Origin of the sequence: Corynebacterium sp. HMSC074C01 (assembly GCF_001814605.1) — a bacterium.
GTDB lineage: Bacteria > Actinomycetota > Actinomycetes > Mycobacteriales > Mycobacteriaceae > Corynebacterium.
Window position 1 is genome coordinate 1 of record NZ_KV817243.1, and the last position, 19,755, is coordinate 19,755.

The 19,755-nt window shown below is 58.0% G+C and carries 38 protein-coding genes; 36 read left to right on the top strand and 2 right to left on the bottom strand.

Features of this window, described 5'->3' with window-relative positions; translation table 11 throughout:
• Positions 1-69: 69 nt before the first annotated feature.
• Both HMPREF2978_RS00535 and HMPREF2978_RS00540 read right to left on the bottom strand, forming a co-directional pair.
• Positions 70-375, bottom strand: a complete 306-nt coding sequence (locus HMPREF2978_RS00535; protein ID WP_070743412.1) for a hypothetical protein — start codon at positions 373-375, stop codon at positions 70-72.
• Positions 376-587: 212 nt separating this feature from the next.
• Positions 588-860, bottom strand: a complete 273-nt coding sequence (locus HMPREF2978_RS00540) for a hypothetical protein (RefSeq protein WP_070743414.1) — start codon at positions 858-860, stop codon at positions 588-590.
• Positions 861-964: 104 nt separating this feature from the next.
• Here HMPREF2978_RS00540 and HMPREF2978_RS00545 point away from each other — a divergent pair, with 104 nt between their 5' ends.
• The 36 genes from HMPREF2978_RS00545 to HMPREF2978_RS00705 all read left to right on the top strand — a co-directional run bounded on the left by HMPREF2978_RS00545 (position 965) and on the right by HMPREF2978_RS00705 (position 19,667).
• Positions 965-1,759, top strand: coding sequence for an antA/AntB antirepressor family protein (locus tag HMPREF2978_RS00545; protein WP_070743417.1), 795 nt, complete (start codon positions 965-967; stop codon positions 1,757-1,759).
• 48 nt (positions 1,760-1,807) lie between these two features.
• Complete coding sequence (locus HMPREF2978_RS00550; RefSeq protein WP_070743421.1) at positions 1,808-2,032, top strand: hypothetical protein; 225 nt, start codon at positions 1,808-1,810, stop codon at positions 2,030-2,032.
• Between the two features lie 549 nt (positions 2,033-2,581).
• Positions 2,582-2,758, top strand: coding sequence for a helix-turn-helix domain-containing protein (locus tag HMPREF2978_RS12635; protein WP_083316462.1), 177 nt, complete (start codon positions 2,582-2,584; stop codon positions 2,756-2,758).
• A 79-nt stretch (positions 2,759-2,837) separates the two neighbouring features.
• Entirely contained in the window at positions 2,838-3,026 is a 189-nt protein-coding gene (locus HMPREF2978_RS00555; RefSeq protein WP_070743430.1) for a hypothetical protein, read from the top strand.
• Positions 3,016-3,183, top strand: coding sequence for a hypothetical protein (locus HMPREF2978_RS13130; protein ID WP_168166431.1), 168 nt, complete (start codon positions 3,016-3,018; stop codon positions 3,181-3,183). The genes HMPREF2978_RS00555 and HMPREF2978_RS13130 overlap by 11 nt, the downstream gene beginning before the upstream one ends.
• A 3-nt stretch (positions 3,184-3,186) precedes the next feature.
• Positions 3,187-3,471, top strand: a complete 285-nt coding sequence (locus HMPREF2978_RS00560) for a hypothetical protein (RefSeq protein WP_070743433.1) — start codon at positions 3,187-3,189, stop codon at positions 3,469-3,471.
• A 38-nt stretch (positions 3,472-3,509) separates the two neighbouring features.
• A complete protein-coding gene (locus tag HMPREF2978_RS00565) occupies positions 3,510-3,713 on the top strand; it encodes a hypothetical protein (RefSeq protein ID WP_143342250.1) in 204 nt (67 codons plus the stop codon).
• Positions 3,710-3,901 (top strand): hypothetical protein, encoded by a 192-nt coding sequence (locus HMPREF2978_RS00570; RefSeq protein WP_143342251.1) that lies wholly within the window; start codon positions 3,710-3,712, stop codon positions 3,899-3,901. Before HMPREF2978_RS00565 ends, HMPREF2978_RS00570 begins: the two co-directional genes overlap by 4 nt.
• Positions 3,898-4,791 carry a YqaJ viral recombinase family protein gene (locus tag HMPREF2978_RS00575; RefSeq protein ID WP_083316463.1) on the top strand — a complete coding sequence of 298 codons (894 nt, stop codon included), beginning with the start codon at positions 3,898-3,900 and terminating at the stop codon, positions 4,789-4,791. The genes HMPREF2978_RS00570 and HMPREF2978_RS00575 overlap by 4 nt, the downstream gene beginning before the upstream one ends.
• Positions 4,792-4,793: 2 nt before the next feature.
• The gene (locus tag HMPREF2978_RS13315; RefSeq protein ID WP_070743446.1) at positions 4,794-5,585 is read left to right on the top strand and encodes a hypothetical protein; all 792 of its coding nucleotides are present in this window, start codon (positions 4,794-4,796) and stop codon (positions 5,583-5,585) included.
• The gene (locus tag HMPREF2978_RS00585) at positions 5,586-6,056 is read left to right on the top strand and encodes a single-stranded DNA-binding protein (RefSeq protein ID WP_070729949.1); all 471 of its coding nucleotides are present in this window, start codon (positions 5,586-5,588) and stop codon (positions 6,054-6,056) included.
• A complete protein-coding gene (locus HMPREF2978_RS00590) occupies positions 6,057-6,260 on the top strand; it encodes a hypothetical protein (protein ID WP_143342252.1) in 204 nt (67 codons plus the stop codon).
• Positions 6,260-6,466, top strand: coding sequence for a hypothetical protein (locus HMPREF2978_RS00595; RefSeq protein ID WP_070743451.1), 207 nt, complete (start codon positions 6,260-6,262; stop codon positions 6,464-6,466). Before HMPREF2978_RS00590 ends, HMPREF2978_RS00595 begins: the two co-directional genes overlap by 1 nt.
• A 6-nt stretch (positions 6,467-6,472) precedes the next feature.
• Positions 6,473-6,907, top strand: coding sequence for a dUTP diphosphatase (gene dut / locus HMPREF2978_RS00600; protein ID WP_070743454.1), 435 nt, complete (start codon positions 6,473-6,475; stop codon positions 6,905-6,907).
• Positions 6,891-7,652 carry a DNA-methyltransferase gene (locus tag HMPREF2978_RS00605; protein ID WP_070743457.1) on the top strand — a complete coding sequence of 254 codons (762 nt, stop codon included), beginning with the start codon at positions 6,891-6,893 and terminating at the stop codon, positions 7,650-7,652. Before dut ends, HMPREF2978_RS00605 begins: the two co-directional genes overlap by 17 nt.
• Complete coding sequence (locus HMPREF2978_RS13135) at positions 7,649-7,804, top strand: hypothetical protein (protein ID WP_168166432.1); 156 nt, start codon at positions 7,649-7,651, stop codon at positions 7,802-7,804. Before HMPREF2978_RS00605 ends, HMPREF2978_RS13135 begins: the two co-directional genes overlap by 4 nt.
• Positions 7,782-8,948 carry a hypothetical protein gene (locus tag HMPREF2978_RS12950; RefSeq protein WP_070743460.1) on the top strand — a complete coding sequence of 389 codons (1,167 nt, stop codon included), beginning with the start codon at positions 7,782-7,784 and terminating at the stop codon, positions 8,946-8,948. The genes HMPREF2978_RS13135 and HMPREF2978_RS12950 overlap by 23 nt, the downstream gene beginning before the upstream one ends.
• Positions 8,945-9,310 (top strand): restriction endonuclease, encoded by a 366-nt coding sequence (locus HMPREF2978_RS00615; protein ID WP_070743463.1) that lies wholly within the window; start codon positions 8,945-8,947, stop codon positions 9,308-9,310. The genes HMPREF2978_RS12950 and HMPREF2978_RS00615 overlap by 4 nt, the downstream gene beginning before the upstream one ends.
• Positions 9,307-9,693 (top strand): hypothetical protein, encoded by a 387-nt coding sequence (locus tag HMPREF2978_RS00620; protein WP_070743466.1) that lies wholly within the window; start codon positions 9,307-9,309, stop codon positions 9,691-9,693. Before HMPREF2978_RS00615 ends, HMPREF2978_RS00620 begins: the two co-directional genes overlap by 4 nt.
• Positions 9,690-10,067, top strand: coding sequence for a hypothetical protein (locus tag HMPREF2978_RS00625; protein WP_070743469.1), 378 nt, complete (start codon positions 9,690-9,692; stop codon positions 10,065-10,067). The genes HMPREF2978_RS00620 and HMPREF2978_RS00625 overlap by 4 nt, the downstream gene beginning before the upstream one ends.
• A gap of 166 nt (positions 10,068-10,233) precedes the next feature.
• Positions 10,234-10,461, top strand: coding sequence for a hypothetical protein (locus HMPREF2978_RS00630; RefSeq protein WP_070743472.1), 228 nt, complete (start codon positions 10,234-10,236; stop codon positions 10,459-10,461).
• Complete coding sequence (locus tag HMPREF2978_RS00635) at positions 10,454-10,822, top strand: hypothetical protein (protein ID WP_070743475.1); 369 nt, start codon at positions 10,454-10,456, stop codon at positions 10,820-10,822. The genes HMPREF2978_RS00630 and HMPREF2978_RS00635 overlap by 8 nt, the downstream gene beginning before the upstream one ends.
• A complete protein-coding gene (locus HMPREF2978_RS13500; RefSeq protein ID WP_256380749.1) occupies positions 10,812-10,940 on the top strand; it encodes a hypothetical protein in 129 nt (42 codons plus the stop codon). Before HMPREF2978_RS00635 ends, HMPREF2978_RS13500 begins: the two co-directional genes overlap by 11 nt.
• The gene (locus HMPREF2978_RS00640; RefSeq protein WP_246818703.1) at positions 10,930-11,283 is read left to right on the top strand and encodes a hypothetical protein; all 354 of its coding nucleotides are present in this window, start codon (positions 10,930-10,932) and stop codon (positions 11,281-11,283) included. Before HMPREF2978_RS13500 ends, HMPREF2978_RS00640 begins: the two co-directional genes overlap by 11 nt.
• Entirely contained in the window at positions 11,276-11,503 is a 228-nt protein-coding gene (locus tag HMPREF2978_RS00645) for a DUF7446 family protein (protein ID WP_070743482.1), read from the top strand. Before HMPREF2978_RS00640 ends, HMPREF2978_RS00645 begins: the two co-directional genes overlap by 8 nt.
• The gene (locus tag HMPREF2978_RS00650) at positions 11,490-11,822 is read left to right on the top strand and encodes a hypothetical protein (protein ID WP_070743485.1); all 333 of its coding nucleotides are present in this window, start codon (positions 11,490-11,492) and stop codon (positions 11,820-11,822) included. Before HMPREF2978_RS00645 ends, HMPREF2978_RS00650 begins: the two co-directional genes overlap by 14 nt.
• A gap of 208 nt (positions 11,823-12,030) precedes the next feature.
• Positions 12,031-12,477, top strand: coding sequence for a hypothetical protein (locus HMPREF2978_RS00660; RefSeq protein ID WP_070743492.1), 447 nt, complete (start codon positions 12,031-12,033; stop codon positions 12,475-12,477).
• Positions 12,474-12,890 carry a hypothetical protein gene (locus tag HMPREF2978_RS00665; protein ID WP_070743496.1) on the top strand — a complete coding sequence of 139 codons (417 nt, stop codon included), beginning with the start codon at positions 12,474-12,476 and terminating at the stop codon, positions 12,888-12,890. Before HMPREF2978_RS00660 ends, HMPREF2978_RS00665 begins: the two co-directional genes overlap by 4 nt.
• Positions 12,887-13,240, top strand: coding sequence for a hypothetical protein (locus tag HMPREF2978_RS00670; RefSeq protein ID WP_070743499.1), 354 nt, complete (start codon positions 12,887-12,889; stop codon positions 13,238-13,240). Before HMPREF2978_RS00665 ends, HMPREF2978_RS00670 begins: the two co-directional genes overlap by 4 nt.
• Complete coding sequence (locus HMPREF2978_RS00675; RefSeq protein WP_070743502.1) at positions 13,237-13,830, top strand: hypothetical protein; 594 nt, start codon at positions 13,237-13,239, stop codon at positions 13,828-13,830. The genes HMPREF2978_RS00670 and HMPREF2978_RS00675 overlap by 4 nt, the downstream gene beginning before the upstream one ends.
• A complete protein-coding gene (locus HMPREF2978_RS00680; RefSeq protein ID WP_070743505.1) occupies positions 13,827-14,279 on the top strand; it encodes a hypothetical protein in 453 nt (150 codons plus the stop codon). The genes HMPREF2978_RS00675 and HMPREF2978_RS00680 overlap by 4 nt, the downstream gene beginning before the upstream one ends.
• A gap of 264 nt (positions 14,280-14,543) precedes the next feature.
• The gene (locus HMPREF2978_RS00685) at positions 14,544-14,909 is read left to right on the top strand and encodes a hypothetical protein (protein WP_070743508.1); all 366 of its coding nucleotides are present in this window, start codon (positions 14,544-14,546) and stop codon (positions 14,907-14,909) included.
• Between the two features lie 123 nt (positions 14,910-15,032).
• Complete coding sequence (locus HMPREF2978_RS00690; protein ID WP_070743511.1) at positions 15,033-15,368, top strand: hypothetical protein; 336 nt, start codon at positions 15,033-15,035, stop codon at positions 15,366-15,368.
• Positions 15,322-16,923 (top strand): terminase large subunit, encoded by a 1,602-nt coding sequence (locus HMPREF2978_RS00695; RefSeq protein WP_246818704.1) that lies wholly within the window; start codon positions 15,322-15,324, stop codon positions 16,921-16,923. Before HMPREF2978_RS00690 ends, HMPREF2978_RS00695 begins: the two co-directional genes overlap by 47 nt.
• A complete protein-coding gene (locus HMPREF2978_RS00700; RefSeq protein ID WP_070743518.1) occupies positions 16,916-18,253 on the top strand; it encodes a phage portal protein family protein in 1,338 nt (445 codons plus the stop codon). The genes HMPREF2978_RS00695 and HMPREF2978_RS00700 overlap by 8 nt, the downstream gene beginning before the upstream one ends.
• Positions 18,246-19,667, top strand: a complete 1,422-nt coding sequence (locus HMPREF2978_RS00705) for a head maturation protease, ClpP-related (RefSeq protein WP_070743521.1) — start codon at positions 18,246-18,248, stop codon at positions 19,665-19,667. Before HMPREF2978_RS00700 ends, HMPREF2978_RS00705 begins: the two co-directional genes overlap by 8 nt.
• The last annotated feature ends 88 nt before the right edge of the window (positions 19,668-19,755 follow it).

Sequence of the window (19,755 nt, forward strand, 5' to 3'; positions counted from 1 at the left end):
CCCCCGGCGCGGCAACGCCAGGGGAACCTGCACTGAATCGAAATAGTGCTCTGTCATCCGCCGTCACTGCTAATGCTCACTGTTCGGCGGCACGTCATTCCCGGGAGCAGGCTCTTGGACTTCCTCGTCCAAGTCCTCAAACTCATGCACCAACCAGGCAGACCAATCACACTTCCGGAACCCCATCGGGACGGGGAATACCAGGTCAGGCAGTACGACGTTTAGCACGACTTGTTCTTCCCAATCGGCTGTCTCGATTTTTTCGATGACTTCGCCAGCTTCTAGCTGTGGGTCAACGTGGAACACCTTGTAGTCCACGTACCCGTCCGGGACGTGAATGTACGGCTTTGGAAAAAGTCGCAGATAAGTAGCCATTTTATTCACCTCACTTTCTGGGGAAGTGTCCCCAGTGGAAGTTTAAACAGAACGGAGCCACACCATGACTAATAAGGAAACCTCCGGCGCGGCAACGCCGAAGGTAACCGTGAACCTAAGTCGAGACCCAATCTTCAACAAGGAAGAAGTGCTAGGCCTCTTTGCCCGATTCAAGACCAAAATGGACGACCTGACTGCCGCCCAAGAGGAATTTAATCGAGCTTTTTCTCAAGGTCGACAATTCGGGCCTCTAAGACCCCAAGGGCAGACTGCATCTGATTTAAAGCGTCGAAAATCAGAATTCGGTCATCGCTTGCGGCAGTGGCTGGGGATAGCCGGTCGGCAAGTGCTTCGATTTGCTCGGATACGGAAGTCGAAAACTGCCGAGTAACAGTCAGTTCTTCCGGTAGAGAATCAGCACCATTTGCGAATGTTGCTGCCACGCCTTTTATCGAAGCTCTCAGAGCTTTGAACTTGTCATTCATCTTTTTCACCTCACTTTCCAGGGCAGACCGCCCTGAATTAAGTGAAGCACATAGAAAAACCCCGCCGAAGCGGGGCATCCAAAACCTACTTAGGAGAATACACCATGAGTGAGCTCATCCCAATTCAAGACCATGCCGGCATTCAGGCAGTTATGGGCCGCGACCTACACAAGTTCCTGGAAGTGTCGGAGCGATACACGCAGTGGTTTGCCCGCATGGAAGAATACGGCTTTCTTGCAGGTCAGGACTTTATCCGAGAAACCGGAAAAAGTACCGGTGGGCGCCCATCTGTAAACCACATCATCAACCTGGACATGGCTAAGGAAATCTCCATGATTCAGCGCACGGACAAAGGTAAGCAGGCTCGCCAGTACTTCATCGAATGCGAGCGCAGGGCGAAGGAACCAGCGCAGCTGTCCCCGGAAGAGCTCATGGCTCGGGCTATCAAGGTCGCCGACAGCACCATTAAGGAGCTGGAGGCAAAGACCGCAGACCAGGCCCTTGCGCTTGAAGCCGCGAAGCCAAAAGTGGAGTACTACGACCACTGCGTATCCATCGAGTCGGATGTTATGACCGTCAAAGATTGGGGCGCACACTTCGGTCTGACTGAGCCACAAGCTCGTCAGAAACTTCTAGACGCGAAGATGATTTACCGCAAGGTTCAGACCCGCGAATGGTCATCCCGCAAGGGCGACGTGGTTGACCGCAACGAATACCGCGCCTATGCCGCATACCGGAATCTGTTTGACCTGCGCGCCCAGCACAATGCCCCGCGCTACCACAACGGTCAGGTTCGCCAAACCTTGTACGTGCGGGCCGGGTGGGCAATCACCGTAGCCAAGAATGCCGGCATCGAAGTAGACCGCTCTATCTATGACATCTTGCCGGAGTCTGCCTAATGGGCATCTCAGACAGGCGCTACAAGTAGCCCGAAAGAAGGAACCAATATGCCCACCATCACTCGCACCCACTTCGAAGGTGCAACTCCGATCACCGAAAGACTGCCGCACAACACTCTTGCGGAAGCAGTGGAAGCCACCCTTGCCCATGCCCGCGAGGAATACCGCCACGCACACGTGAAACGCATGGACAACACCAGCGCAGACCTGTGGGCCTGCAATAACCCTGACTGGCCCTCCTTCGGTCAAGGGTTCTACCTCGAAAGACTATAGCCCGACTTAGCAGGCAGGGGAGTGCAAGCCTCCCCACGGGCACCAGGCCGCCGAACCCTCCTGCCCCAGGGGATAGGGCAGGAACCGGCTGGCCGCGATGAATGCGAACTGAATAGTGAAGAGCGCCGGAAGATACCGGTCGGACGAGCGTGGTGCATAGATCAGGCCCCATTGGGCCGCCCGAGAGGGTGCCAGGACTCCGACAAGCAGCAATGCAGGAACCCTCACCCTGGAGCGGTGAGGTGGGAGCGAACGGCGCCGACATAAATACCAAGCCCAGAACGGAACACGAATTCATCACTTATTGCCTACAAGCGGGTGGCTGAATTCTTGCAAGCAACCGGGGTTCGACTCCCCGGCTGGGCACCAGGGGTTGTTAAGCGAATTCTTCCTGCACTAAGGCGAAATGGAGCGTCAAGGTTGTATCCGGCGGGGTTGGACACTGCCCGCTTGGCTCTGCATACCTGCAACCCCACCCATAAATAAGGCCCCCGCGACTGCACTGAAATTGCGCGGGGGCTTTGCTCTGTCCACCAGAAAGGGACACCCATGAATACTACACCGGCTTGGCTCACCGTGAAGGACGCCGCCGAATACACCGGGCTGCATGCCGAAACGATCCGCATTTTGATGCGCCGGGGTGATATTGAGGCCCGCAAGCCGGGCAAGACCTGGCGCACCACACACAAATGGCTCGACCAGTACATGAATCAAGGAGCAGCATGAAACGCCTACTGAAACACTTTTTCCACCGCAGGCACCGCGCCCATACGCCGCGCTTCTACATGATGCGGAGGGGCTAACCGTGACGAAGTTTGAAATCCCGATGGACCAAGCAGTACGCGAATTCTACGAGATTGAGGGTCGTTACCGCGCCCTCTACCGGTTCACCCGCCTGCCAGACAGCATGCGCCGCCGCGTCAAGGACGCCGCCGCCTACGCCCACCAGCTCGCCATCCTCACAGAAAAGGAAGCAAAGAAACATGGATACTAAACGACCTCCCCGCACGTCCCCTGATGCTCGCCGTATCGCCTACTGGCAGGACATCGCCGCCAAGCGCACCAGGTTGGCCTGGGCAACAGGCCTCATGGGTGGCATCGCGGGCTTCATCCTCCATGCTTTCATCAGTATGCCGCCGGTCTGGATGTGACCCGTGAAGCCCACCATCCTCAAAGACCTCATCACCGGCCTATGGCATGTGGAAGAAGGGGACATGGTGTTTCCTGCCGCGAGTTGGGGTGAAGCCCTGCGGTTTGTGCATGACATGGGGGAGCACCATGCCCAGGTGAGGCTACTCACTAAGCCGGAAATCGTCGTGGAAGAGTACGAGCACTTTGCCCGCATTCTTGGCCCTACTCTCGCCAAACAGCGCCTCGCCACCGTCTACAACGTCACCCCACGCACCGTCAGCGACTACCTCAGGAGGGCACGCCAATGACCATCGACCTACCCCGCTTCCTGAAAGGGAAGTGGTGGGTGAGCATCCCTGACCCGACCGCGTTCAGCACGCGGGTTAAAGCCGCAGAGGCCCGTAATGAGTTCAAAAAGGAACACGGGTGCCTCCACGCCGAATGCAACCAGCTCGATACTGACGACCTCGGCCTGGGGGTGGGCTTCCGTTTCTGCCCACTGCATGCCCGCAAAGCCCGCACGATTCTTAACAAGCACATAGGAGCATGATGAACACCCCAAACAAAATGCCCCCACATTTGACCAGCATTAACCCACATTTCCTGTACCTAGAGCCGTTGATTGAGGAAGCAGATGATGTGATGCAGTCCTTCATGGACCGTGGCTATGAGCCGGATATTGCGTGCACGCTGACTGATATGACTCTGGCCCGCTATGACGAGAAGGGGACGAAGTGAGACGCTACGAACCAGCTGATAATGAGGACTGGCTGGCGTTTCGTCAAGGAAAGTTGACCTCGACGGAGTTGGCGCGCCTGCACTGTAGTAGGAATGCCGCAACGTGGCATGAGGTGCGCGACGCTAAGGAACATGGCTCGAAGTTCCACGGCAACCAATACACAGAGTGGGGCAGCGCCCGCGAACCCCTGTTGGCCCAGGTGCTGATAGACGAAGTTGATTCACGCCTCGTCTACAACGCGGAGCCACAGACCATCTTCCTACCCGATGATGAACGCCTGTCCTGCACCCCAGACCTCTACGCCGAAGACCTAGAAGTCATTGGGGAGATTAAGACCAGCACTGAGCCGTTTCAAGGTGGCAAGTTCCATGACTGGTGCCCTAATCAGTACTACTGCCAGATTCAGGCAAACATGCACTACACCGGGGCTGAGGCATGCGCGCTGTTGGTGGAAGTACACGAGGATTTCACGCCGGTGGCCCTCGACCATCGCACCATCACCTATGACCCGAAGTTCGCGCAGGAACTCATGGACACCGCAGGGGAGTGGTTCGCATGGTTGGACGGGGAAACACCGGACTGGATGGGCGAAATCACCAGCCTCGACCAGGTGGATGAGGTGACGTTCCTCGTCACCAGATACGCCGAACTCACCGCCGAAGTCAACGACCGCAAAAAGCGTATTGATGCCCTGAAGGCAGAAATCTTAGAGCTCACCGGCGACTCCCACACCGGGGACTACGGCGGCTACCACCTCACAGTAAGCACCACGCAACCCAGCAAAGTGTTCGACACCCGAATCTTTAAAACCGCCCACCCCGACCTTTACAACCAATTCCGCACCAAGACCCGCGCAGGGTCAACCCGACTCACAATCAAGGAGAACTAACCATGAGCAACGAACTCGCAACCATCAACACATCTGAGGACGGCCTCGACCTCCTCACTCGCCAAGCCGAAGCCATGGGCGCAGCCCACAAGCTCGCCACCGTCCTGTGCAACACGCAGATGGTGCCGCAAACCTTTAGGGGTAAGCCTGATGATGGTGCCGCCGCCATCCTCTACGGCGCAGAACTCGGATTGAAACCACAGCAGGCTCTTCAGCAGGTGTTCGTGGTTCATGGCCAGCCTGCTATCTACGCCCGCACAATGGTCGCGTTGTTGAAGGCGAAGGGCTACAAGTTCCAGACCGTGGAGACCAGTGATGAATCTGTCACGGTGCGTGGCACCTCACCGGCAGGCGAAGTTGAGGAATCCACCTGGACTATTGAGCGCGCCAAGAAGGCGGGCTATACCAGCAACAAGAAATATCAGACCGACCCGCAGGCCATGCTGTACGCCAAGGCCGCATCTGAGGTATCCCGCAAGCTCGCCCCGGATGTCCTGCTGGGTATCAAGTACGCCGCCGAAGACCTGGAACTAGAGCCGGTGAAGATGACCGCGACTCGTGAGGATGTGCGGGCGAAGGCTGAGACGGCACCGGTACCAGCGTTGACCAAGAAACCGGAGCCTGTGGATGCGGATGAGGATTTCATCACCGACATCAAAGAGACCCTGGAGGGCTTCACCACCAGTGAGCAGGTCAATGAGTTTGCCGCCAACCTGAAACAGTCCGGTGACGTACCAGATGAAGTAATGGACTTGTGCCGCGCCCGTTGGTCTGAGCTGGAAGGAGAAAAGTAAATGGCTATTAGCATCACTCTCAGCGGAAACCTCATCAAAGACCCAGAGCAGCGCTTCACCCCAAACGGTAAATCTGTGGTCTCATTCACCGTTGCTCACAACATCCGCCAGTACAACCAGCAGTCACAACAGTGGGAGGATGGTGAACCCATATTCATGGATGTGGACTTCTGGGGCAAGAAGGGCGAGAACTTCCTGCACGACTACACGCAGAACGGGAAGCGCCCCGTGGTGGTCATCGGGACCCTGAAGCAGGACCGCTGGGTGGATAAGAGCACTGGTGATAAGCGCTCCAAGTACAAGGTGAACGCCGATGAGGTCTCATTCATCCCACGCGGACAAGGCGGCGGGCAGCAGCCATCCCAGGCTCAGCAGCAGTGGAATCAGGCCGCGCAGCAGGGGCAGACAGCCACAACAGGGGCGTGGGGTGACCCCGCACCCGTAGGCCAGCAAGGCGAACCTCCCTTTTAGGTGACTGGTATGGATGCCGCCTACTACGAGGAGAAACTGAAACGGCTCGAAGACAGGCTCCTCGCGTACGCCTACGACATCGACCACCTCAAGCACTACAGCAACGATGATCCAACCCCCGCAGAATTGCAAGACCTCGGGGCAGCAGACCTAGCCAAAGCAGCTGCACACGTCATCGCCCTCATCAGACGAGGCGAATACTAATGCCCTACGTGGAGATGACGGCGGCAGACCTACCTCGATTCAAGGTTTGCCGCATCGTCCTCAACCCAGACTCTTATAACCATCGATTGGTGCCCGACCGCCTAGTCTACGCCACCCAAGAGGGCGACCACGTGCACGGCGCAACCCGTGACGGGCGCTTCACCCTCCCCGCTACCGCACCAGTCCTCATTGACCCCGAATCCTAGGAACCAATGAACGTCAACTATTCACTCGATACCCATGCTTACCCGCCGCGTCGTGCTTATACGGATGATGCTGGCAGTGACCTGGCGTTGAATCATCCGGCGATTATTCCAGCAGGGCAGCACCGCCTCTGCCACACAGGTGTCCACGTAGCAATCCCACTCGGCCATGTCGGCATGATATTCGTGCGCAGCTCAACGGGGATTAAGAAACACCTCGTTCTGAGCAACGGCACCGGCATCATCGATGCAGGCTACACCGGGGAAATCATGCTCTCGTTGCACAACACCGGCAGGCACATGCAAACCATCCCCGAAGGCCACTACATCGCCCAACTCGTCATCCTCCCCATCCCCGAAATCAGACTCAACCGCGTTGACGCCCTCGACACCACCCAGCGCGGCACCAACGGAATTGGAAGCACCGATGCATCTACAGCATGATCATTTTCAGAACTTCAAGCGCTATTCCATCCCAAAAGCACAGCTAATCATCGCAGACATTCCCTACAACCTAGGCACCAACGCCTATGGATCTAACCCCGCCTGGTACATCGGCGGCGACAACAAGAACGGCGAATCCGAACTCGCTGGCAAGCAATTCTTCGACACAGACAAAGACTTTAACGTGCCGGAATTTATGCACTTCGCCAGCCGCATGCTACGCCCAGAACCCAAAGCAAAAGGCGAAGCCCCATGCATGATTGTGTTCTGTAGCTTCGAGCAGCAGTGGCCACTTATTGAAGCAGCGCGGAAAGCCGGGTTTAAGAACTACATCAATTTGGTGTTAAGGAAACGCACTAGCCCTCAGGTGCTTAAAGCGAACATGAGGGTAGTGGGAAACGCGGAATACGCATTAATCCTGTACCGCAATAAATTGCCCATGTTCAATAATCACGGCTCCATGGTCATGAACGTCATGGATTGGCCTCAAGACTACCGCGATGTTCCCAAAGTGCATCCCACACAAAAGCCAGTGAAGCTCATGGAAAAGCTCATAAGCCTTTTCACTAACCCTGGTGATGTGGTCATTGACCCATGCGCAGGATCAGGCTCCACATTGGTAGCTGCAGAAAATTTGAATCGGCGCGGGTATGGCTTCGAGATCAAAAAAGAATTCGTCCACGCCTTCGAAACGCAGATGAAACCATCCGTACCCCAAGGATTGCCGCTATTCGAGACCGCATGACCATCACCCACCAGCAGCGTGAGGACATGCGCGCATGGTTGGAATCCCAAGACGTGTACTGCGCCACGCCCATGTTCCTCGACGCACTCATCCAACTGTTCCAAAGCATAGAGAAAGGAGGAAAAGAAGATGAGGGATTTTGCTCAGATTAAGTTGTCTATCTGGAACGATGACGCGTTCCTCGACCTGAGTAACAATGCTCAGCTGTTGTACTTTGTGCTCATCTCGCACCCCACCATGAACCGCGCCGGCGTGGGAACGTGGCATGCGGGCCGCTTGTCTGGGATGTGCTCGACCTGGACACGGCAGGATGTTGAGCGTGCCGCCTGTGAACTTATTGACGGTCGTTTCATCGTGGTTGATGAGGACACTGACGAGTTCCTGGTGCGTACTTTCGTGCGGCATGACGGGTTGATGAAGCAGCGGAACCTGGCGACGACTATGGCGCGTGAGTTTGCTGCTGTGGGCTCTAGGGCGATTAAGGGTGTTGTTGTTTGGGAGCTTCGGAGGTTGCATGAGGAGCACCCGGAGTTTAAGGGTTGGGGGTCGGATGAGGCGTTGGCGTTGTTGAAGAAACGCGCTATTGACCCTTCCAGTGACCCCTCGGTTTACCCCTCCATTCACCCTAAGGTTGACCCTTACGTTAAGGGTGCCATTGACCCTAAGGTTCACCCCTCCATTGACCCTAGGGTTAAGGGTGCCGGTGACCCCTGGGTTGACCCTAGCGTTAAGGGTGAACCTAAGGGTTCCATTGACCCTAGCGTTGACCCTAGCCCTACAACCACAACCACAACCACAACCTTTTCTAGACGTTCGCAGAGGGTGGAAACGCCGGAAGGGGTTGAGGGGGTTCGGGGGAGAAGGGGAAACCAAACCACCGCCAACGAAGGTGCGGAGTCGGACGCATCGAACCCCCCTCCTGAAAGCCTCGACGAGTTGGCGGCGGCTTACGCCGCACGCACTCGTTGCCCGAAGCATCGCCACATCCCGGATGGGGAGTGGGTGGATGAGCCGTGCCGTGAATGCCAAAAGCTGCGTGAGGGCACCGTGGCGGAGGAGGCCCGGGCCGCTGAGGCTGAGAAGGAAGCCCGCCGCGCCGCGATTGATGCTTGCGACCTGTGTGACGGGAATGGGATGCGCTACGAGGCGGGGGAGGCATGGCGCTGCGACCACAACACCGCAACACCCCCAAATCATGGCCCAGCAGCCCCACAGAGCGACAAACAGCCCGCCGATGGGCAATCACCCCAGAACACCACCCAAACACGCCAGAAACGAAAGAAAGCGCCATTTTGAGCAGAACACGAAAAACCGCAAAACAAGCCGGCGCACGCTTTGAGCGCTCCATCGCTGACTACCTCGCCGCCAACCTCGATGACCGCATAGACCGCCGCGTCAAAACCGGGGCGAAAGATTGCGGCGACATCGCCAACGTCCGCGACAGCCACGGCGCACGCATCGTCATCGAATGCAAAGACTACGGCGGACGACTCCAACCAGCCCAATGGCTACGCGAAGCCCACCAAGAAGCGCTGAATGACAACGCCTACGCCGGCATCGTCATCGCCAAACGCAAAGGCACCACCAACCCCGCCGACCAATACGTACTCACCGACCTCGCCACACTCACCCGACTACTCAAAGGACCAGGACAATGACCGCTGATGATTACTGGGAGTTGCGCCGTGACATCCGCAAAGACGACCAGATTCTGTACGACGAGCGCTACACACCGAAGGAAGAAAATCCTGACAACTGGCGGCAGCGTGACCCGATTGTGCTTGGCCCTCATGACGAGTTCCTAGTCATCGGCGCTGTGCGCTACGCCCGTGGCCGCGCCACCTACACCGTCAAGGAAACCGTGGACTGGGTCATTAAGCACTGGGATGACCTGTCGGACAACACGCGCCGTGTCATCGCCCGCGACGTGCGGGAAGAATGCCGCAACAGGCGCGACACCTACAGCCAGCGCACCACCCTCACCCGAATCGACGACCCCGACTGGAACCGACTCTTAAACCACATCAAGGAGAGCAAATGACTGAACTAAACCGAGAACAAATCGAAGCCGCGCACTACGCCGTAGAAAGGCTCGCACGCCTGGCAACAAAGCCCGGGATTGTACCCCTGAACGAAGGGATAGTAGAGGACTATCAGGAAATGATCCTCAAAGCGCTGCCACCACGACCCCGCCCCACAATGGCTGACGTGGTCTGGAACGATGAAGAGCACTTCTTGGCCGAGGCGAAAATAAAGAATGGGCCGCTAGTAGCCATGATTGGGGAGGTCCGAGACCAATGGATTATCTGCATCCCTATTGAGACTGACCCCTCATTGCTGTGCAAGAGAACAGAGTTTGAGGGATACCTCACCCCGACCGGCAAGCGCTACACCCTCACAGAGGTGCAGGAATGACCGAGCCACGCTACGTGGAGGTAGGGGACACTATCGGGGCGTGGCGTGATTACGAGGTGACTGTCCGGTTTGAGGAGCACCCCGACCGGATGAAAGTCCTAACCATGAGCCGCGCTGAGGCCGCCATCCTCCGCGACAAGCTCAACCGATACCTAGGAGGCTGCCAATGATTACCGGCGCACTTATCGGAGCCTCGATTCTCGGCGGGATAGCGTTCTTCTTTGCCCTCATAGACCACGAACCACCATTGAGGGCGATCGGCATGACCGTAGCGCTAGGGGCAGTAGGGGCGGGCCTCGCGGCCATGCTCACCGCCATGGCCATCGACGATGCGAGACGGGCAGAGTGCCAAACCATGAACAGCCGACACGAAACGAAAACCACCAATGACTGACTTGAGTACCACCAACCTGAAACGCCTACTGGCTGAGGCCGCGCCCGGCCCGTGGGAAGCGCGGGCCACCTACGAAGACGGCTACCCCCGCCCCGACACGTCATGCCAGATATTCAGCGCTGACGAAAAGTATTTAGGCATAGTCCACAGCCCACACGCTGCCATCGCAGCCGCCGCCCCAGAAGTCGCCCACGAAGTCCTACGGATGCGAGAAGAGCTTATCGACTGGGCTAACGACGAAGCGCAAGCACACAACGCCCTAGTGAAGCAAGCACCGGAAGCAGGCGGCGCAGGAATCATCACCACCCACAAGACCATCTATAACCGAATCTTGGAAATCCTAGGAGACCATGATGGATAAAGACAAGCTTCACCGCGCCCTAGCGCACATCGCCGCTGGAGCCGACAAAATGGCCCAAGCCGCGCAAAAAGCACTCAAACCACGAGCAGGGCACAAGCAAGGAGACCATGATGAATAACCTTGACCAGGCCATGCACGTCATCATGATGTGCGTGAAAAAGCGCTACAGCCCTACCCGTATCGCTGAGTGCCTAGCCGACTACGGGCTACTCGCGCCAGACCTGCTAGATCCGTCCGTCTTTCCCGATACTGGGGAACTGGAATGGGCAGTGGTAGACGGCTACGTCAACCTGAACGGCGGGGAAATCTCCGTCTGCTATGACGAGCGTGACGAAGACACCTACCTGACAGCCCCCACCCCGGAGCCAGGCGAAATCCGTATCACCAACACCACTCAGGGGCGCGAACTCGCCCGCAGAATCCTCGCCGCCTGCGACCTAAAGGACACACAAGATGACTAACTACGGGATTCAAGACTCGCCACTGACAAACACCATCTATGTCGGGCAGGTCAATGAGGCGCGTACCGAATTCACCCACAAGGAAGACCTCACCGACGCGGCTATCTACGAAGTCGCGAAGCACATTCACCGCGCCTATGACGGCTCTATGAGCTACATCCACCCAGACGGCGAGGCATACATCATCACAGTCGTCAAGGACCAATATGCGAAATTTTGACCAAGCCCTCAAGGTGCTGGAAGCCGCCCGACGCCCCGGAGAGCTCCGCATCCACCCGAATGATGCGGTAGAAGCACTCGCAGATGCGGGGCTACTAGCCGAAGACCTACCGGAACCCAGCCGGGGCATGGGTTCAGGCGGCGCAGTCTGGTACCTACCCGGCCCAGTAGGCGATATTCGCAGCTATGGGGAGCACATCGTCGTCTTCGGGCATGACTGCCAAGAAAAGCCATTCCGGCTGGTGCTCAACGCGCCGGAGGCAGTCGCCATTGGCCGCACAATACTCGCAGCGGCCAAGCATGAGGAGGGGAAAGCATGAGACCCCACAGAATCAACGTCAGTCCACGCGGCATAACCCTCGACGGCCTCCCACTCCTACACAGTGACGAAGCCCCAAGAGTCGAAACCCTCAGCCCCAACCTCCACCGGGTTCACCTCGCTGTCTACGCGGACAGTGTTCAACTTGACGGCGACACCCACCACACCCCAGAGGCCACACCCATCTACGACCAGCTGAAGGAGCAGGCATGACCACTCTTGCAGACCTCACACCCGAAGAAAGAGCACAGTGCAAGGGAATGTGGTGTGACTTCCCGGACCCCGACGAGCGCACCAACCTCGCAATCTACGTAGGGGACAGCCCCAACAATCAAGGATTCTGTGAGCTAATCCACGAAGGGCAGTTAGGCACTCTCACCATTCCCGAGAACCTCACCCCACGCTATGACCTCCCCCGCGCCTGGGCACCAGACGGACAGCCGGTTCCCGGCGAGTGGGAGGACGGTCATGTGGTTGTTTCCTACGATGATCCAGACCCCGGGATTCTCAAGGACGCGGTAAGCATCGAGGGACTGTCAGAGGGTGGTATGAGCTACTACGATGCTCCGCCTAACGGTATTGAGGTGAAGCTAGATAAGTTTGGTGAGGGTGAGGGCAAAGCCCGCCGCTGGGTAGGGGAATGGGAGCAAGCATGAGCACTCTCGCAGACATGACACCCACAGAGCGCGCCGAATGTGTCGGTATGTGGGGCAACCATACATTTTGGGGCCAGGTGCTCATTTCAATCACTGACGGCGTGCAATTTCGCGGCGTAAATGTGGAGGTCATTCGCTTTATTGACGGGCGACCCGTGCGCGAATGGGCAAGCACGAGTGAAGTCACCCCGCGCCCCGACCTGCCCCGCGCCTGGGCACCAGACGGCACACCACCAGAAGGGGAATGGGAGTATGTACCAGAAATCTGGAACCCGTGGCTTGACGATTGGCGCCCCATCGACGACGCCACCACAAACGAGATAGCAGCCGAAGCGTGGATGGGGATGGAGCAGTTCAATGACGAAGGGGGTCGCGTTCGGAAACGCTGGGTAGGGGAATGGGAGGAAGAATGAGCCGCTGGAGAATCTTCAAAGCGTATTACGAATGGCACGTGTACGAATACGGGCGGGAGCGCTATGAATCCTTCCCCACCTGGCGCGAGGCCATGGACTACGCCGACGCCATGGCCCGCACAGTTGAGGTCACCCTGCCTCCGGTAGTGGATCATCCGTCTGATGATGTTCCAGCCCCGGCGTGGCACATGCCGGGTGAATTTATACGCCATTGGATATCGACGGCCCATGGAAAGGTCTGGATGACAGACCACCGTGGATTGGGTGACCTCATGGACGCGGACGTTGCTGAGCGAAGGGGCCTAGCTCTCATCGCTGCCGCGAAGCACGCGAAAGGAGAACTATCATGAGTGTTGATGAGCAACAGTTCCGTGACACAGCACGACGCCTAGGCCGACTCTATGAGCAGTTGCACGAGCTGAAACATGCCCGCCCCAGACCACCAGAAGTACGGGTGATGAAGCCCGCGCCTGGCCCACAGTCCCCGGGTAACTGGTTGTACGTTGCGACCTACATCGACCAAGAACAACGGTTGCGTGAAGTAGCGTTCAACGCCTTCCACGACATCGGCGTACGCATTCACGACAACGACGCAGCAGCCCCACGACTCTGCGCCCTACTCGCCTTCCACGCACAAGCAGCCAGCGAACTCAACTGGGCCACAGACCTCCACGACGAACTCCAAAACCAAACCCGAATCATTGATAGGAGATGCAACCCACCACAACCCAACACCATCGCCAAACAACCCGAACCCAGGCACGGCGCAGAACACACCGCCCGCCAACTCAGAGCACGCGGCATCCCCACAACCGCCGACACAATCCGAGGATGGGGCAAAGCTGGACGCATCACCACCCAACCAATACCTTGGGGAGACAACACCCAAAACGGCTACCTACTCACCGAAGCCCTCAACTACGCAAGGACCCAACAATGACCCAACGTATGTACATCGTCACCAGCGGCGAATACTCCGACTACCGGATAGAAGCCGCATACACCACCCTCGAAGAAGCCATCCACTACATCGAAGAAAGAACTAAAAACGTAGAGCAACTAAGCCGATACGACCACGACTACGGCATAGAAATCTTCGACGGCGACACCCGAAAATGGCAAGAAGAAGCAGGCGAAGACTACAAGAAAATCCAAGCCAGGAAGAACACCCTCTACTTCATGCAGTGCCGCGACATCTTCCGACCACAAGACTCATGCACAGTCAGCCAATACGACTTCTACATTCCCCCACAACGCGCCTTCGTCGAAAGCTATGACCGAGGATTCATAGTCAAAGGAACCGACCACACTGAGGTGAAGAAAGTATTCAGCGATACCCTCGCAGCACGACTGCACGAGGCAATCACCGAATCGGTAGACAAGCTATAGAAACCCTCACCAAGTTTGGTGTACAATCGACGCGACGACTTCTTATGCCCCGGCAACAGCTGGGGTTTTCGTCGTTTTAACGCCCTGGGAAACACTTTTCCATATCCATCCAATTTTGGGGTTTCTTCTACCCCAGGGCGGCCAAGCCTTACCGCCACCCCTCACACCCATGTCCATGAGAAGTGACTTTAGCGAGCAACACACGAGGGGCGCAGGCCGCCGGATCATGACCGGAGTAAGGCACAAAAAGAGCGGAGGTGCAGCATGCCGGCAAAAGGCACCACCACCGAGCGGGGATACGACAACGGGCACAAAGTGAACCGTGCCCGCATGCTCTACAACCTCAAAGACGGCACAAAGTGCACCTACTGTGGCAAGCCGATGTACCGCGAAGCAGCGTTGAACTTTGACCAGGCGCCGCTGGAAGCTGACCACAAGCATGGGGATAAATCGAGCCCGGCGTACAGGCTGATTCATCGTCGGTGCAATCGGTCGATTGCGAATCGCTGGGTTGAGCACGGTCCTGGTTGGTATGGCGTGGAGGAGCCGGAGACTAGACCAAAAAAGGTTGAAAAGTCGAAAAAGGGGCCTGACCTGCGAGAACGCTACTTTATCGAATGGTCGTTCTAATAATTAGCGGGGTGCACCAATTATTCCGGGGTTTTCTCCTCGACTCCCCCCTTCCGGCCCTTGCTCGCGAGCTTTTCTTCAGGCATTCGAAAAGTTGTGTGTTTGACCAGCTAGGAGGCGGGAATGGAACGTAGACCAATGGAGGAATTCGGCCCCGGCGGGCAGGCGCTCTACCAACACCTGACAAATCCCAGCAATGACGCCTCAACACAGGCGTTGATTGTCGAGGCAGCCCGCACAAAGGATCGCCTGGACCGGTTAAACCGGATTACGAGCGGGGATGAGGACACATGGTGCCGCATTTTTCATGGTGAGGGCGAGATTGTCCTGAAGATGGACACCGCGGTGTCGGAGCAGCGCCAACTAGCGACGGTTTTTCGCCAATTGCTGGCGGAGATTCAGAGGAGGCAAGGTGACCAGGTCTCTAGTGATGAAGAGGACGGATTCGCCGGACTCTGATTTCAACGCTGATTACCGCTCCGAGCTTGAGATGGAGTTCCCGGAGCTCGAAGGGCGCCAATCACCGCAGGTATTAGTGAGGTGCGAGGGCGGGGACTTCACGCACGGCAGGAAAGCTATCGAGCTGGCGCGCCGCTTCGGCATTATTCTGATGCCGTGGCAGCGTGAGCAGGTGCTGTGGTCGTTGGCTGTCGATGAGCATGGCCGGTGGCTGCACACTGACGTGGTGTTGTTGTGCCCGCGGCAGAACGGTAAGTCGCTGGTGCTTGAGGTCATCATGCTGTACCGCATGTTTGTGCTCAATCATCAGATTGTTTTCTCGGCGCACCAGTGGCGTACCGCGAAGTCGATCCGTAATCGCCTGTGGCGGCGTATTAAGTCGCGCAAGTGGGCGGAGCGCCGCATCGTTCGTAACACCGCGTCGGCTGGTGAGGCTGAGATGGAGACCGCCGAGGGCGGCAAGATTCAGTTCACGACACGGTCGAACGACATGGGCCGTGGTTTCGATGAGATTGACTTGCTGTTGCTGGATGAGGCGTACAACCTTGAGTCCGGCGAGTTGGATGCGGTCGCCCCAACCCAGTTGGCTGCGGCTGACCCGCAAACGTTTTATGCTTCGTCGGCGGTGAATCGCGATAAGCACCCCAAGGGCGCGGAGTTGTCGCGTATTCGCTACCGGGCGTTGAGTGGTGCGGCTGAGGGCATGCTGTTCTCCGAGTTCTGCGCGCCGCCGGATGCGGACCGTGATGACCCGCGGACCTGGATGCTGGCGAACCCGTCGTACGGGTTTCCGAAGCTGGTGGATGCGAAGAAGATGCGGTCGATGCGTTCCAAGCTGACGGACAACGGTTTCGATGTCGAGATGCTTGGTTGGGGCCGTTGGTACGAGTTCGGGTCGTCTGGCGACGAGGAACTGATTGTTCCGCGTGAGTCGATGCAAGCACTCATCACACCGGAACCTGTACCGGTCGCTGACTGTGTCCTGGCAGTCGAGGTATCGCCCAATGCTGACCGTGTCGGGTTGGTGGCGGCTGGCGAGGCTGCTGGTGGTGTTCATCTGCAGCCGCGGCCGGTATCGGAGACGGTGTTCTCGGTTGATGACACGGTGAAGGTCGTGGCTGAGTTTGTGGACCGGTATCGGCCTGCTGCGGTGCTCTTAGACAAGGACGCTACAGCAGGGGTGCTTGTGCCTGCGCTGCAGACTGTGGGGATTGACCCGGTGTTGATGAACGGGTCGTCGGTGTCGTTGGCGTACCGCGAGTTTAAGCAGGCTGTGATGGATGGGTCGATTTCGCTGGACTCGTCCGAGTTGTGGATGGAGCAGTTGGAGGTTGCCCGCGGCCGCCAAGAGGGTGGTAAGTATCCGGCGATTGACCGTTATTCGGGAGATGTGTCGGAGCTGGTGGCTGCCACGTTCGCACTGTGGGGGCTGCAGCGGTGGCTGGTGGAGTCCCGTGAGGGTGCTGGCCGGCCGGTTGAGGAGAAGAAGATGAATCCGCATGGCGTGTTGCCGATGTGGTCGAAGCGTAAACAGGGAGGTGTTTTAGTTGCCTGACAATGTGCAGATTGTTCGCGAGGTTGGCCATGCCGCGGTGCCGCGCTTTAGTAAGCGTGTGGCGCGCCCCGAGGGGATGACGTGGGAAGCGTTCCAGCGTGAGCTTGTGCAGATGCGTCTGACGGCGAAGATTGCGCAGGTTGAGAACGCGATCCGTAAGCCGATTGAGCAGGCCACTTGGTCGGTGGCGCCGAACGGTGCCCCGCAGGAAATTGTCGACCTGGTCTCGCATGACCTTCGACTACCGGTCGAGGGGGAGGAGGGGCAGCAGCCGCGGCGTACAGGTCGCGTGTCTTGGGACGAACATCTGAAGGTTGCCTTGGAGGCGATCTTTACCGGTGTGGCGTTCTTTGAGCAGGTGTACGAGGTTGGTGTGGATGGTCGTAATCATCTGCGCAAGCTCGCACCACGCCCCAACCTGTCGATTCGGAGCATTGAGGTCGCTGACGATGGTGGCCTCGTTGGTATCCGCCAGCGGGGGATTAATGGCTACAAGGAGGTCTTCATCCCGGTTAACCGTTTGGTGGCTTACCGTCATGGTCGGCGTGATGGTACGTGGGAGGGTGCGAGTGTGTTCGCCCCGGCTCGCGACAATTGGCTGGAGTTGCAGAAGCTGCAGGCGCTGAATTCAAAGGTGCTGCAGCGCAACGGCATGGGTATCCCGAAGTACAAGGCCTCCCAGCTAACGGACCGCAGTGAAGTTAAAACGGAGATGGAGGCAGGCCAGCAGCTTGCCGAGGAATACGCGGCCGGCTCAATCACCGGCTACTCACTACCCCCTGGTGCTGAGATGCCGGTGGAAGGTGTCACTGGTCAGCTGCCGGACATTCCGGCGTCGATGGAGTACCACGCCAATCAGATCGCTATCGCGTGCAATGCCACGCACTTGAACCTGACGGGCGGGGGCGGCTCGTACGCGCTGGCCTCCGTGCAGCTTGGTGAGTTCATTCAAGGTTTGCAGTCGATGGCGGAGTGGATCGCTGACACCGCTTCGCAGCACATCGTGGAGGACCTGGTGCGGGTCGCGTTCCCCGACTATGAGGGGCCAACGCCGTTCATCACCTCTACCAGAATTCAGGTTCAGAAGGACCTGACGCCGGGTGATATTTCGCAGCTTGCAGCACAGGGCGTGCTGACGAAGGAGCCGAACCTAGAGCAGTGGGTGCGCTCGTCGTTCCGCATCCCGAAGGCCCGGTCGCTTTTTGAAGCGCTGAAAGACAAGAAGGTTCTCACCGACGCGGAGGAGAAACTCGGGGTGTCGCTAACCCCAGATAATGAGAAGCCACCATCTTCAGGTGGGGAGAATAGTGAGGAGGTGCCCAATGAATGACCTACTGATTTACGGGGATATTGGTTGGGAGAACACCGCTAAGCAGGTACAGGAACAGCTCAACCAATTCGACGGGGAACCCGTCCGGGTGCGTATTAATTCTCGTGGCGGCGACGTGTATGAGGGCATCGCAATTCTTAACACATTGCGTGCTTATGCCGGTGAGGTCACCGTCGTGGTTGAAGCTCTAGCGGCGTCGGCGGCGTCGTTCATCGCCGTCGGTGTTGGTGGTCGGGTGGTGATTCGCCCGAACGCTGAGGTGATGATCCACAAGGCGTGGACGATGTTGTCCGGCAACGCTGACGACATTGAAAAGATGCGCGCCGACCTGTCCCGCCAGGATGCGAAGCTTGCCGCTATTTACGCAGAGAAGGCCGGTGGGGAGCTGGATGACTGGCTGGAGGTGATGGCTGCGGAGACGTGGTACACGGCCGAGGAGGCTGTGGCTGCGGGTCTGGTGGACGCGATTGAGGATGCGAAGCAGCCTGTGGCGTTGGCCGCTGCGTATTCGGGTCGGATGGTTGCTGAGTTTCGGTATTCGTCCCGGTCTGCGGCGCCGCCGCCGACGATTGGTTGCCGGTCGGAATCGGCGCCAGAAAACACTACGCCCAGCGATGGGCAGGAAGGGGATGCTATGAGCATCAAGAATCTCGCCCAGGAACTGGGTGTCGAGCCGGATGCGCTTCGTGAGAAGCTGTCCGGCTTTTTCAATGAGACCGTCGAGGTCTCCGGCCAGGTTGACGTGACCTACCCAGAGGAGACCGCCGTCGCCCCGACGGAGCGTGTAACGGTCGAGCCGACCATTGCAAACACTGACGGTGAGGCCGGTGGTGCGCTGGGTTTGACGTTCACTGTCTCCAATACTCCGGATGGTTGGGATATCACTGTGGACGAGTCCACTGGCGCGGTCGCAGCTAAGGCACCTGCCGGTGTGGAGCCGGGGGACACGGTCACCGCGACCGTCACGGTGAATGAGTCCACTGAGGTGCCGGTGGCCTTCAAGGTGCGGGCCCTCGCAGACGACGATGAGCAGCCGACCAGCACTGAAGGCGCGGAGACCCCGGCCGGTGCGGAGTCGCCCAACACCGTGACCCTTGACCGCGACACCTATAACCTGCTGGTGACGCAGGCTAAGCAGGGTGCACAGGCTGCGTCTGATAAAGCACGTGAGGCCCGCATCGCCGAGGTGGACAACTGGATTGCCGAGGGCCGTGTCGCTGCGGCTCAGCGCGACAAGGTGCTGTCCCTGATGCACGAGAACGAGGCCCTTGCCCGCGAGGTGTACGGGTCGAACCCGAAGAACACCATCCCGATGACGGAGGTAGGCCACGTTGGTGCTGGCATGCCGAAGTCGAAGGCTGAAGAGCTGTTGGCAAAGGCCGACAGTATCCGCAACAACAAGAAAGGATCGTAATGTCTAATCCGACTTTCAAGCATGGCCCGATTGGCTTCGATATCGCCACCGACCTCGACAAGTTCCGCGTCGTCGCGCTTAACCAGGA

Bases quoted from the DNA above. Each gene is read 5' to 3' on its own strand.
- HMPREF2978_RS00535 (WP_070743412.1), bottom strand. From the start codon at position 375: ATGGCTACTTATCTGCGACTTTTTCCAAAGCCGTACATTCACGTCCCG.
- HMPREF2978_RS00540 (WP_070743414.1), bottom strand. From the start codon at position 860: ATGAATGACAAGTTCAAAGCTCTGAGAGCTTCGATAAAAGGCGTGGCA.
- HMPREF2978_RS00545 (WP_070743417.1), top strand. From the start codon at position 965: ATGAGTGAGCTCATCCCAATTCAAGACCATGCCGGCATTCAGGCAGTT.
- HMPREF2978_RS00550 (WP_070743421.1), top strand. From the start codon at position 1,808: ATGCCCACCATCACTCGCACCCACTTCGAAGGTGCAACTCCGATCACC.
- HMPREF2978_RS12635 (WP_083316462.1), top strand. From the start codon at position 2,582: ATGAATACTACACCGGCTTGGCTCACCGTGAAGGACGCCGCCGAATAC.
- HMPREF2978_RS13130 (WP_168166431.1), top strand. From the start codon at position 3,016: ATGGATACTAAACGACCTCCCCGCACGTCCCCTGATGCTCGCCGTATC.
- HMPREF2978_RS00570 (WP_143342251.1), top strand. From the start codon at position 3,710: ATGATGAACACCCCAAACAAAATGCCCCCACATTTGACCAGCATTAAC.
- HMPREF2978_RS13315 (WP_070743446.1), top strand. From the start codon at position 4,794: ATGAGCAACGAACTCGCAACCATCAACACATCTGAGGACGGCCTCGAC.
- HMPREF2978_RS00585 (WP_070729949.1), top strand. From the start codon at position 5,586: ATGGCTATTAGCATCACTCTCAGCGGAAACCTCATCAAAGACCCAGAG.
- HMPREF2978_RS00595 (WP_070743451.1), top strand. From the start codon at position 6,260: ATGCCCTACGTGGAGATGACGGCGGCAGACCTACCTCGATTCAAGGTT.
- dut (WP_070743454.1), top strand. From the start codon at position 6,473: ATGAACGTCAACTATTCACTCGATACCCATGCTTACCCGCCGCGTCGT.
- HMPREF2978_RS00605 (WP_070743457.1), top strand. From the start codon at position 6,891: ATGCATCTACAGCATGATCATTTTCAGAACTTCAAGCGCTATTCCATC.
- HMPREF2978_RS13135 (WP_168166432.1), top strand. From the start codon at position 7,649: ATGACCATCACCCACCAGCAGCGTGAGGACATGCGCGCATGGTTGGAA.
- HMPREF2978_RS12950 (WP_070743460.1), top strand. From the start codon at position 7,782: ATGAGGGATTTTGCTCAGATTAAGTTGTCTATCTGGAACGATGACGCG.
- HMPREF2978_RS00620 (WP_070743466.1), top strand. From the start codon at position 9,307: ATGACCGCTGATGATTACTGGGAGTTGCGCCGTGACATCCGCAAAGAC.
- HMPREF2978_RS00625 (WP_070743469.1), top strand. From the start codon at position 9,690: ATGACTGAACTAAACCGAGAACAAATCGAAGCCGCGCACTACGCCGTA.
- HMPREF2978_RS00630 (WP_070743472.1), top strand. From the start codon at position 10,234: ATGATTACCGGCGCACTTATCGGAGCCTCGATTCTCGGCGGGATAGCG.
- HMPREF2978_RS00635 (WP_070743475.1), top strand. From the start codon at position 10,454: ATGACTGACTTGAGTACCACCAACCTGAAACGCCTACTGGCTGAGGCC.
- HMPREF2978_RS13500 (WP_256380749.1), top strand. From the start codon at position 10,812: ATGATGGATAAAGACAAGCTTCACCGCGCCCTAGCGCACATCGCCGCT.
- HMPREF2978_RS00640 (WP_246818703.1), top strand. From the start codon at position 10,930: ATGATGAATAACCTTGACCAGGCCATGCACGTCATCATGATGTGCGTG.
- HMPREF2978_RS00645 (WP_070743482.1), top strand. From the start codon at position 11,276: ATGACTAACTACGGGATTCAAGACTCGCCACTGACAAACACCATCTAT.
- HMPREF2978_RS00650 (WP_070743485.1), top strand. From the start codon at position 11,490: ATGCGAAATTTTGACCAAGCCCTCAAGGTGCTGGAAGCCGCCCGACGC.
- HMPREF2978_RS00660 (WP_070743492.1), top strand. From the start codon at position 12,031: ATGACCACTCTTGCAGACCTCACACCCGAAGAAAGAGCACAGTGCAAG.
- HMPREF2978_RS00665 (WP_070743496.1), top strand. From the start codon at position 12,474: ATGAGCACTCTCGCAGACATGACACCCACAGAGCGCGCCGAATGTGTC.
- HMPREF2978_RS00670 (WP_070743499.1), top strand. From the start codon at position 12,887: ATGAGCCGCTGGAGAATCTTCAAAGCGTATTACGAATGGCACGTGTAC.
- HMPREF2978_RS00675 (WP_070743502.1), top strand. From the start codon at position 13,237: ATGAGTGTTGATGAGCAACAGTTCCGTGACACAGCACGACGCCTAGGC.
- HMPREF2978_RS00680 (WP_070743505.1), top strand. From the start codon at position 13,827: ATGACCCAACGTATGTACATCGTCACCAGCGGCGAATACTCCGACTAC.
- HMPREF2978_RS00685 (WP_070743508.1), top strand. From the start codon at position 14,544: ATGCCGGCAAAAGGCACCACCACCGAGCGGGGATACGACAACGGGCAC.
- HMPREF2978_RS00690 (WP_070743511.1), top strand. From the start codon at position 15,033: ATGGAACGTAGACCAATGGAGGAATTCGGCCCCGGCGGGCAGGCGCTC.
- HMPREF2978_RS00705 (WP_070743521.1), top strand. From the start codon at position 18,246: ATGAATGACCTACTGATTTACGGGGATATTGGTTGGGAGAACACCGCT.